Below are 11,054 nucleotides of genomic sequence, written 5' to 3'. Positions count from 1 at the left end.
TCAGGAGAACCCCGCTGACCCGGCGGCGTGTTTGCCGTTGTTCCGTGTCAGTGGTGGCGCATTATAGGGAGTTATTCCGGCCTGACAAGCGAAAAATAAAAAAACTTTATCGTTCGCTCATTTTTCAGGCAAAACATCTTAAATATAGTCTTTTCCGTCTAACTTATAGACAAAAACGAGTCCCAAAGGACTCGTTTAATCATTACTGGACGGCGACAATCCGGTCTTCATTAACTTCCAGGCGAATAACTTTACCCGGAACCAATTCACCTGACAGTATTTGCTGTGCCAGCGGGTTTTCGATCTGCTGCTGGATAGCACGTTTCAGAGGACGAGCACCATAGACCGGATCGTAACCGTTCTCGCTCAGCAGTTTCAGCGCCTCGTCAGAAATGTGGATTTCATAACCACGTTCTTCCAGACGTTTGTACAGACGTTTCAACTGAATCTGCGCAATCGACGCAATGTGCTGTTCACCCAGCGGATGGAAGACCACCACTTCATCGATACGGTTAATGAATTCCGGACGGAAGTTATGGCTCACCACACCGAGCACCAGCTCTTTCATGTGTGCATAATCCAGTTCACCAAAGCGTTCCTGAATCAAATCGGAACCGAGGTTAGAGGTCATAATGACCACCGTATTGCGGAAGTCGACCGTTCTCCCCTGCCCGTCAGTCAGACGCCCATCATCCAGTACCTGTAACAGAATGTTGAAAACATCCGGATGCGCTTTTTCCACTTCATCCAGCAGGATGACGGAATACGGACGACGACGCACCGCTTCGGTCAGGTAGCCACCTTCCTCATAACCGACATATCCCGGAGGCGCACCAACCAGACGAGACACCGAGTGTTTCTCCATAAACTCGGACATATCGATACGAACCATCGCCTCGTCGCTATCGAACATAAAGTTCGCCAGCGCCTTACAAAGTTCAGTTTTACCCACACCAGTTGGGCCGAGGAACAGGAATGAACCAATCGGGCGATTTGGATCCGCCAGCCCCGCACGGCTACGACGAATAGCGTTCGATACCGCATCAACCGCTTCGTTCTGACCAATAACGCGATGGTGCAGTTCTTGTTCCATACGCAGCAGTTTTTCGCGCTCGCTTTCCATCATGCGAGAAACAGGAATCCCCGTCCAACGCGCCAGCACTTCAGCAATTTCGGCGTCGGTCACTTTATTACGCAACAGACGCATAGTTTTGCCTTCCAGCTGCGTTGCGGCTTCCAGTTGTTTTTCGAGTTCTGGAATTTTGCCGTATTGCAGTTCAGACATCCGCGCCAGGTCACCTACACGGCGAGCCTGTTCAATAGCGATTTTCGCCTGTTCCAGTTCTGCTTTAATGGTCTGTGTACCAGAAAGCGATGCTTTCTCTGCTTTCCACTCTTCTTCTAACTCGGAGTACTGACGTTCTTTGTCGCTCAGTTCTTCGTTGAGCATATCCAGGCGTTTTTTACTGGCTTCATCAGACTCTTTCATTAACGCCTGTTGTTCCAGTTTGAGCTGGATGATACGACGATCGAGTCGGTCGAGTTCTTCTGGTTTCGAGTCAATCTGCATACGAATGCTGGATGCTGCTTCATCGATCAGGTCGATAGCTTTATCCGGCAGTTGACGGTCAGCAATATAGCGATGAGACAACGTCGCCGCTGCAACAATTGCCGGGTCAGTAATTTGCACATGGTGGTGCAGTTCGTAACGTTCTTTCAGGCCACGCAGAATAGCAATGGTGTCTTCCACCGTTGGTTCGGCAACAAACACCTTCTGGAAACGACGTTCCAGAGCAGCATCTTTTTCGATGTACTGACGATATTCGTCCAGCGTTGTGGCACCTACACAGTGCAGCTCACCACGAGCCAGCGCCGGTTTCAGCATGTTCCCGGCATCCATTGCGCCGTCCGCTTTACCCGCGCCAACCATAGTATGTAATTCGTCGATAAACAGGATAACATTGCCTTCCTGTTTAGCGAGATCGTTAAGCACGCCTTTTAAGCGTTCTTCAAACTCACCGCGATATTTCGCCCCTGCCACCAGCGCGCCCATATCCAGCGCCAGTACGCGGCGGCCTTTCAGCCCTTCCGGAACTTCACCATTGATAATACGCTGCGCCAGACCTTCAACGATGGCAGTTTTACCGACGCCGGGTTCACCAATCAGCACTGGGTTATTTTTAGTACGACGTTGCAGTACCTGAATGGTACGGCGAATTTCTTCATCACGACCAATCACCGGATCGAGTTTGCCCTGCTCGGCTCGTTCGGTGAGGTCAATGGTGTATTTTTTCAAAGCCTGACGTTGGTCTTCAGCTCCTTGATCGTTCACGGTTTCACCTCCACGCATTTGTTCAATCGCTTGAGTAATGTTGGCGGTGGTCGCCCCTGCTGCTTTCAGGATGTCGGCCAGCGTGCCGCGAGACTCAAGTGCCGCCAGAACGAACAGTTCTGACGAGATAAAGTTATCACCACGTTTTTGCGCCAGCTTGTCGCAAAGATTAAGAACACGCACCAGATCCTGTGATGGCTGGACATCACCACCAGTACCTTCAACCTGCGGTAAACGATTTAATGCCTGATTGATATCTGTGCGCAACTGGCCAGCATTAATGCCAGCGGATGTTAATAAAGGACTAACCGAACCCCCTTCCTGATTCAGCAGGGCGCTCATTAAATGAAGTGGTTCGATGAATTGGTTGTCGTGCCCGAGTGCAAGTGATTGGGCATCGGCAAGAGCAAGCTGGAATTTATTAGTAAGACGATCCAGACGCATAACTCCTCCCATAACGGATCAAAGTTGCTACTGGAGATTAAATGAGGTCATCCCTCAATTATTCAAGGTTATTGACCAGATTAATGTGAAAAGAAAATCACGCGTACCGGATCGTCTTGATTCTTTAGGTTATATCAGCCAAATGAAACTTGCCATACGACCCGTAGTCTTGTCGCGACGATAAGAGAAGAAAGTCTCATTTTCCGTATATGTACAACGGTCGCCGCCGAAAATCTGCTCAACACCAACGCTCGCCAGACGCTGCCGGGCAAGCTGATAAATATCCGCCAGAAACTTATCACCATGCTGAATGAAAGCTGCACTCGCTTTGGCGTCTACAGCCATAAACGCTTCACGAACCTCCGCCCCCACTTCAAACGCGCGTGGACCAATTGCCGGCCCTAACCAGGCGAGAATGTTTTCGGGATTATCAGCAAAACAGGAAACCGTCTCTTCCAGCACGCCAGCGCACAGTCCACGCCAGCCAGCATGAGCGGCGGCGACTTCCGTTCCCGCACGATTACAAAACAGCACGGGCAGGCAGTCGGCAGTCATCACAGCACAAACCGTACCGGGCGTGTGGCTATAAGAGGCATCCGCTCGTTTTGAAGCATAGGGTTCGCCAGTAAGCTTAAGCACATCTTTGCCGTGTACCTGCTCAAGCCAGACCGGTTTTGAAGGCAAATTGCCCGCAGCAAAAAGTCGCTTGCGATTCTCCTCAACGTGATCCGGGTTATCGCCACAATGGGCACCGAGGTTGAGCGAGTCATACGGCGGCAAGCTCACGCCGCCGATACGAGTAGAGCTACAGGCCGCAACACCTTTTGGCAGCGGCCACTGCGGGACAATCAGTTTACTCATAACCAGTCCACTTCATCCTTATGCTCTTCGAAATCGGCGCGCATCACCTCAATCAGCTCCACCATATCTTGTGGAATAGGCGCATGCCATTCCATTTCGATACCGGAGATTGGGTGATAAAGACGCAGCATGGTTGCATGTAGCGCCTGGCGGTCAAACTTACGCAGCGTGGAGATAAATGCTTCCGAAGCCCCTTTTGGCGGACGCGGACGACCACCATAAACCGGATCGCCCACCAGCGGATGGGTGATATGCGCCATATGCACGCGGATCTGATGCGTACGTCCAGTTTCCAGACGCAACCGCAGACGCGTGTGCACACGGAAATGTTCCATAATGCGATAGTGAGTGACCGCCGGTTTGCCCATTGGATGCACCGCCATATGGGTACGTTTGGTCGGGTGACGACTAATTGGCTCATCCACCGTACCGCCAGCGGTCATATGACCAATTGCCACCGCTTCGTACTCACGAGTAATTTCACGCCGTTGCAAAGATTCGACTAAACGCGTCTGAGCCGGAACGGTTTTTGCGACAACCATCAGACCAGTGGTGTCTTTATCCAGACGATGGACAATGCCCGCACGTGGAACATCAGCAATGGGCGGATAGTAATGAAGCAACGCATTCAATACCGTGCCATCCGGGTTACCCGCGCCAGGATGTACCACCAGGTCGCGCGGTTTATTAATGACGATGATATCTTCATCTTCATAGACGATATCCAGCGGGATATCCTGCGGTTCAAAACGCGCTTCTTCTTCAATCTCAGCGTTGATGGCAACTTGCTCGCCACCCAATACTTTTTCTTTCGGCTTATCACAAACTTTGCCGTTAACCAGCACGCGCTGGTCGAGGATCCATTCTTTTATTCGCGAACGTGAATAATCCGGGAACATTTCGGCCAAAGCCTGATCTAAGCGTTGACCGAGTTGGTTTTCGGACACCGTTGCAGTGAGCTGTACTCGTTGTGCCATATATACTGCTTCTTCGTTTATCGTTGGGGTTTTACGGCTTTGCCGTTTAATATAGTGTGCTATTGTAGCTGGTCTTAACCGGGAGCAGGAACAGAGAATCTCCCGTATTACATTTTGAGGAAAGTCAAAACGTCATGACGCGCATGAAATATCTGGTGGCAGCCGCCACACTAAGCCTGTTTTTGGCGGGTTGCTCGGGGTCAAAGGAAGAAGTACCTGATAATCCGCCAAATGAAATTTACGCGACTGCACAACAAAAGCTGCAGGACGGTAACTGGAGACAGGCAATAACGCAACTGGAAGCGTTAGATAATCGCTATCCGTTTGGTCCGTATTCGCAGCAGGTGCAGCTGGATCTCATCTACGCCTACTATAAAAACGCCGATTTGCCGTTAGCACAGGCTGCCATCGATCGTTTTATTCGCCTCAACCCGACCCATCCGAATATCGATTATGTCATGTACATGCGTGGCCTGACCAATATGGCGCTGGATGACAGTGCGCTGCAAGGGTTCTTTGGCGTTGACCGTAGCGATCGCGATCCTCAACATGCACGAGCTGCGTTTAGTGACTTTTCCAAATTGGTTCGCGGCTATCCGAACAGTCAGTACACCACCGATGCCACCAAACGTCTGGTATTCCTGAAAGATCGTCTGGCGAAATATGAATACTCCGTTGCTGAGTACTATACAGAACGTGGTGCATGGGTTGCCGTCGTTAACCGTGTAGAAGGCATGTTGCGCGATTACCCGGATACCCAGGCTACGCGTGATGCGCTGCCGCTGATGGAAAATGCATACCGTCAGATGCAGATGAATGCGCAAGCTGAAAAAGTAGCGAAAATCATCGCTGCAAACAGCAGCAATACATAACAAAAACCTGAAACACAAAACGGCAGCCCTTGAGCTGCCGTTTTTTTATTCTGTCAGTTGTGAAACTGAAGCGATTTAGTCACTACCGATCTCATCAAATATGGCTCGCTTTGAGATATTCCTCAAGTAAAAAAACACCTCTTCCTGCGATTTCTCACAAAAAAGCCTCATTGACAAAAAGTGACAAAATTATGAGATTTCCATCACACATTTTGACATCAGGAACGGTATGCTGAATTCACCAAGACGGGAAGACAAGAGGTAAAATTTATGACAATGAACATTACCAGCAAACAAATGGAAATTACTCCGGCCATCCGCCAACATGTCGCAGACCGTCTCGCCAAACTGGAAAAATGGCAAACACATCTGATTAATCCACATATCATTTTGTCCAAAGAGCCACAAGGGTTCGTTGCTGACGCCACAATCAATACACCTAACGGCGTTCTGGTTGCCAGTGGTAAACATGAAGATATGTACACCGCAATTAACGAATTGATCAACAAGCTGGAACGGCAGCTCAATAAACTGCAGCACAAAGGCGAAGCACGTCGTGCCGCAACATCGGTGAAAGACGCCAACTTCGTCGAAGAAGTTGAAGAAGAGTAGTCCTTTATATTGAGTGTATCGCCAACGCGCCTTCGGGCGCGTTTTTTGTTGACAGCGTGAAAACAGTACAGGTACTGTACTTAAGTCGCTTAAGGAAACAAACATGAAACACACGCCGTTCTTCTTCGCATTCTTTTTTACCTTCCCCTGAATGGGAGGCGTTTCGTCGTGTGAAACAGAATGCGAAGACGAACAATAAGGCCTCCCAAACCGGGGGGCCTTTTTTATTGATAACAAAAAAGGCAACACTATGACATCGGAAAACCCATTACTGGCGCTGCGCGAGAAAATCAGCGCGCTGGATGAAAAATTACTGGCGTTACTGGCAGAGCGGCGTGAACTGGCTGTCGAGGTGGGAAAAGCCAAACTGCTCTCTCATCGCCCCGTGCGTGATATTGATCGTGAACGCGATTTACTGGAAAGATTAATTACGCTCGGTAAAACGCACCATCTGGACGCCCATTACATTACTCGCCTGTTCCAGCTCATCATTGAAGATTCCGTATTAACTCAGCAGGCACTGCTCCAGCAGCATCTCAATAAAATTAATCCACATTCAGCACGTATTGCTTTTCTCGGCCCTAAAGGTTCCTATTCACACCTTGCCGCACGTCAGTACGCTGCCCGCCATTTCGAACAATTTATTGAAAGCGGTTGCGCAAAATTTGCTGATATTTTTAATCAGGTGGAAACCGGTCAGGCCGACTATGCGGTAGTACCGATTGAGAATACCAGTTCAGGTGCCATAAACGACGTTTACGATCTACTACAACATACCAGCTTATCGATTGTTGGCGAGATGACGCTGACCATCGATCACTGCCTGCTGGTTTCTGGTACTACAGATTTATCAACCATCACCACAGTCTACAGCCATCCACAGCCGTTCCAGCAATGCAGTAAATTTCTTAATCGTTACCCGCACTGGAAGATTGAATATACCGAAAGTACGTCTGCGGCGATGGAAAAGGTTGCACAGGCAAAATCACCGCATGTTGCTGCACTGGGGAGCGAGGCAGGCGGCACTTTGTACGGTTTACAGGTACTGGAACGTATTGAGGCAAATCAGCGACAAAACTTCACCCGATTTGTGGTGCTGGCACGTAAAGCGATTAACGTGTCTGACCAGGTTCCGGCAAAAACCACATTATTAATGGCGACCGGACAACAAGCTGGTGCACTGGTAGAAGCATTGCTGGTACTGCGTAACCATAATCTGATTATGACCCGTCTGGAATCACGCCCGATTCACGGTAATCCGTGGGAAGAGATGTTTTATCTGGATATTCAGGCCAATCTTGAATCAGCGGAAATGCAAAAAGCATTGAAAGAGTTAGGTGAAATTACCCGTTCGATGAAGGTATTAGGCTGTTACCCAAGTGAGAATGTAGTGCCTGTTGACCCGGCGTGATGAAATCGTGCCGGGTGATGCCTCCCCGGCACAAGATGACTACTGGCGACTGTCGTTCGCCTGACGCAATAACACGCGGCTTTCACTCTGGAAGCGTTGCGCATAATCGCCAAACCAGTTTTCCACCTTGCGGAAACTGTCGATAAACGCCTGCTTGTCCCCCTTCTCCAGCAGCTCAATTGCCTCGCCAAAACGCTTATAGTAACGCTTGATCAACGCCAGATTACGTTCTGACGACATAATGATGTCGGCATAAAGCTGCGGATCCTGAGCAAACAGTCGCCCGACCATCGCCAGCTCAAGGCGGTAAATGGGCGAAGAGAGCGCCAGAAGTTGCTCAAGCTGAACATTTTCTTCTGCCAGATGCAAACCATAAGCAAAAGTGGCAAAGTGGCGCAGTGCCTGAATAAACGCCATATTCTGATCGTGCTCGACGGCGCTAATCCGATGCAGCCGCGCGCCCCAAACCTGAATTTGCTCCAGAAACCATTGATATGCTTCTGGCTTGCGTCCATCACACCAGACCACCACCTGCTTCGCCAGACTGCCGCTGTCCGGGCCAAACATCGGGTGAAGTCCCAACACCGGACCATCATGTGCCGCCAGCATGGCCTGTAACGGTCCATTTTTCACCGATGCCAGATCGACCAGAATACAATCCTGCGGTAAAGGCGGTAATTTGGCGATAACCTGTTCGGTCACATGAATCGGCACACTGACAATCACCATTCCGGCATCGGCAACAATATCAGCTGCACGTTCCCAGTCATGTTGCTCCAGAATCCGCACCTGATAACCTGATAGGGTCAGCATCTTCTCGAACAAGCGCCCCATCTGACCGCCACCACCGACGATAACCACTGGGCGCAACGTAGGGCAAAGCGTTTTAAAACCTTTATCATTCTCGCTGGAGTAGGACTCCCGCATCACCCGACGCAGGATATCCTCAATAAGATCTGGCGGTACACCCAGGGCTTCCGCCTCAGCGCGACGCGAGGCCAGCATAGATGCCTCACGCTCCGGGACATAAATAGGCAGTCCAAAGCGGCTTTTCACCTCACCGACTTCGGCGACCAGTTCCAGACGCTTCGCTAATAAATTCAGCAGCTCTTTATCGACTTCATCAATTTGATCGCGTAACGCGGTCAACTCAGCAACCATAATAAACCTCTTAAGCCACGCGTGCCGTCAGCTGCCCGTTCAGATCCTGATGAATCTCACGCAGCAAGGCATCGGTCATTTCCCAACTGATGCAGGCATCGGTTACGGATACACCGTATTTCATTTCGCTGCGCGGTTGCTCGGAAGACTGATTGCCTTCGTGGATGTTACTTTCGATCATCAGACCAATAATTGAGCGATTACCGTCTTTAATCTGGGCAACCACGGACTCTGCCACCGCAGGCTGACGGCGATAATCTTTATTGGAATTACCGTGACTGCAATCTACCATCAGAGACGGACGCAGTCCCGCCTGTTCCATCTCTTTTTCACATTGCGCGACATCTGCAGGGCTGTAGTTCGGCGCTTTACCGCCACGCAGGATCACATGTCCGTCCGGATTCCCCTGAGTTTGTAGCAACGCAACCTGCCCTGCCTGGTTAATACCAACAAAACGGTGTGGCTGGGCAGCAGCGCGCATGGCGTTAATTGCCGTTGCCAGACTGCCATCGGTGCCGTTTTTAAAACCAACCGGCATAGACAGCCCGGATGCCATTTCACGGTGCGTTTGCGATTCCGTGGTACGAGCACCAATTGCCGACCAGCTAAACAAATCGCCCAGGTATTGCGGGCTATTTGGATCTAACGCTTCCGTCGCCAGCGGAAGCCCCATGCTCACCAGTTCAAGCAGCAATTTACGCGCGATTTGCAGGCCGGCTTCGACGTCAAAAGAGCCATCCATATGAGGATCGTTAATTAACCCTTTCCAGCCGACAGTCGTACGGGGTTTTTCAAAATAGACGCGCATCACCAGATAGAGGCTATCGCTGACCTCTGCGGCAAGGGCCTTAAATCGACGAGCGTATTCCAGAGCGGTTTCAGGATCATGAATGGAACAAGGACCACACACCACCAACAGACGAGGATCGCGCCCGGCGATAATATCTGAAATAGTTTTACGCGAATCAGCAATCTGGGCTTCTTGTTGCTGGCTTAATGGAAAAGCGGCCTTCAACTGTTCCGGGGTCATCAGAACCTGTTCGTCGGTAATGTGTACGTTATTCAGCGCGTCTTTTTGCATGATGGCGATCCTGTTTATGCTCGTTTGCGATAGTTGATCCTCAATGAGGATGACGTAACGATAACACAGCCAGTAAAGATCTCAATCCAAATTACGTAAATATTACTTTACACATGCAATTTTAATAAGCTACAAGCCACAAAATTCGTATAAATAAATTTACACCATTATTAAAAACAATCCGCTATGCTTTGAAAAAAGGAGAGAAAATGATGAAAAAATTTATCGGTTCCTTATTGGCTTTGGTGGTTAGTGGTTGCCAGATTGATCCTTATACTCACGCGCCAAACTTAACCAGCACCGACTGGTATGATGTTGGTATGGAAGATGCTATATCTGGCATTGCCATAAAAGATCGCGATACATTTAGCGATTCACAGGCTGATCGGGGGGTATACCTTAAAGGATATGCCGAAGGACAAAAGAAAACCTGCCAAATCGATTTTACTTATGCCAGAGGGCTTTCCGGTAAAAGTTTCCCTGCCAGCTGCAACAATGTTGAAAATGCCAACCAACTACATGAAGCATGGCAAAAAGGGGCAGATGAAAATGCCAGCACGATGCGATTGAATTAACTGGAGCGCCTCAATAAATTAATCATAAGATTTAACTCATTCAAACTTTAATTCTCATCGTGATGACGCCCGCATAAAAGAATGATATTTTAATGAGCATTCTGAAAAAATTATCAATGCATTTCGAGTGACGGTGGTGAGGATCCCTGAATGCGTTTTTCCCACCGGTTATTTTTACTGCTGATGCCCCTCCTGGCGAGTGCACCATTACTCGCTCAGGAAACCACTAACGCCGCGAAAAATGTGCGTCTGATGGTTTCCGGTATTGTCAGCTACACTCGTTGGCCAGCGTTATCTGGCCCGCCAAAGCTATGTATTTTTTCATCTTCACGTTTTAGTACCGCCCTACAAGATAATGGCGCGACTTCTTTACCTTATCTGCCCGTCATCATTCACAGCAAACAAGAAGCACTGATTTCAGACTGCAATGGTTTTTATTTTGGCAACGAATCACCGACATTCCAGATAGAATTAATCAAACAATATCCGTCTAAGGCGTTATTATTAATTGCCGAACAAAATGCAGAGTGCATTATTGGCAGCGCCTTTTGTCTGATTATCAACAATAATGATGTCAGATTTGCCGTCAACCTGGATGCCTTATCGCGTAGTGGTGTAAAGGTCAACCCGGATGTCTTAATGCTCGCTCGGGGCTTTGTTGAATAAATCAGATTTCGGGTAAGTCTCCCCCGTAGCGGGTTGTGTTTTCAGGCAATACGCACGCTTTC

At 49.3% G+C, this 11,054-nt stretch carries 11 protein-coding genes and 1 other annotated feature; of the genes, 6 read left to right on the top strand and 5 right to left on the bottom strand.

The genetic code is table 11. The features are described from left to right. Nucleotides 1–202 precede the first annotated feature (202 nt). The 3 genes from clpB to rluD form a co-directional block, all read right to left on the bottom strand. Nucleotides 203–2,776 (bottom strand): ATP-dependent chaperone ClpB, encoded by a 2,574-nt coding sequence (clpB, locus tag FC814_RS21125; RefSeq protein ID WP_137326422.1) that lies wholly within the window; start codon nucleotides 2,774–2,776, stop codon nucleotides 203–205. Nucleotides 2,777–2,905: 129 nt separating this feature from the next. After that, entirely contained in the window at nucleotides 2,906–3,637 is a 732-nt protein-coding gene (gene yfiH / locus FC814_RS21120; protein WP_000040123.1) for a purine nucleoside phosphorylase YfiH, read from the bottom strand. Further along, nucleotides 3,634–4,614 (bottom strand): 23S rRNA pseudouridine(1911/1915/1917) synthase RluD, encoded by a 981-nt coding sequence (gene rluD, locus FC814_RS21115; protein ID WP_000079112.1) that lies wholly within the window; start codon nucleotides 4,612–4,614, stop codon nucleotides 3,634–3,636. Before rluD ends, yfiH begins: the two co-directional genes overlap by 4 nt. Before the next feature lie 134 nt (nucleotides 4,615–4,748). Here rluD and bamD point away from each other — a divergent pair, with 134 nt between their 5' ends. The 4 genes from bamD to pheA all read left to right on the top strand — a co-directional run bounded on the left by bamD (nucleotide 4,749) and on the right by pheA (nucleotide 7,509). Beyond that, nucleotides 4,749–5,486 (top strand): outer membrane protein assembly factor BamD, encoded by a 738-nt coding sequence (gene bamD, locus FC814_RS21110; protein WP_000197686.1) that lies wholly within the window; start codon nucleotides 4,749–4,751, stop codon nucleotides 5,484–5,486. 270 nt (nucleotides 5,487–5,756) lie between these two features. Continuing rightward, on the top strand, nucleotides 5,757–6,098 hold the full coding sequence (raiA, locus tag FC814_RS21105) for a ribosome-associated translation inhibitor RaiA (protein ID WP_000178456.1): 342 nt from the start codon (nucleotides 5,757–5,759) through the stop codon (nucleotides 6,096–6,098). A 102-nt stretch (nucleotides 6,099–6,200) separates the two neighbouring features. Continuing rightward, nucleotides 6,201–6,326, top strand: a sequence feature (Phe leader region). After that, nucleotides 6,202–6,249: a pheA operon leader peptide PheL gene (gene pheL / locus FC814_RS21100; protein WP_001386991.1), complete on the top strand. Its 48-nt coding sequence runs from the start codon at nucleotides 6,202–6,204 to the stop codon at nucleotides 6,247–6,249. Its footprint overlaps the feature before it by 48 nt. Nucleotides 6,327–6,348: 22 nt before the next feature. Next, entirely contained in the window at nucleotides 6,349–7,509 is a 1,161-nt protein-coding gene (gene pheA / locus FC814_RS21095; protein ID WP_000200136.1) for a bifunctional chorismate mutase/prephenate dehydratase, read from the top strand. 39 nt (nucleotides 7,510–7,548) lie between these two features. Here pheA and tyrA read toward each other — a convergent pair whose 3' ends face one another. Further along, complete coding sequence (tyrA, locus tag FC814_RS21090) at nucleotides 7,549–8,670, bottom strand: bifunctional chorismate mutase/prephenate dehydrogenase (RefSeq protein WP_000225240.1); 1,122 nt, start codon at nucleotides 8,668–8,670, stop codon at nucleotides 7,549–7,551. A gap of 10 nt (nucleotides 8,671–8,680) precedes the next feature. Then, entirely contained in the window at nucleotides 8,681–9,751 is a 1,071-nt protein-coding gene (aroF, locus tag FC814_RS21085) for a 3-deoxy-7-phosphoheptulonate synthase AroF (protein WP_001168056.1), read from the bottom strand. 209 nt (nucleotides 9,752–9,960) lie between these two features. On the opposite strand from aroF, the gene FC814_RS21080 reads away from it, so the two are divergent. Together FC814_RS21080 and FC814_RS21075 are read left to right on the top strand one after the other, a co-directional pair. Beyond that, nucleotides 9,961–10,326 (top strand): DUF2799 domain-containing protein, encoded by a 366-nt coding sequence (locus FC814_RS21080; protein WP_000976011.1) that lies wholly within the window; start codon nucleotides 9,961–9,963, stop codon nucleotides 10,324–10,326. 150 nt (nucleotides 10,327–10,476) lie between these two features. Next, entirely contained in the window at nucleotides 10,477–10,992 is a 516-nt protein-coding gene (locus FC814_RS21075) for a YfiR family protein (RefSeq protein ID WP_137326421.1), read from the top strand. Nucleotides 10,993–11,054: the final 62 nt, after the last annotated feature.

The sequence above is a fragment of the Escherichia sp. MR genome (genome assembly GCF_005280595.1).
GTDB lineage: Bacteria > Pseudomonadota > Gammaproteobacteria > Enterobacterales > Enterobacteriaceae > Escherichia > Escherichia ruysiae.
This window is presented reverse-complemented; position numbering and strand designations above follow the sequence as displayed.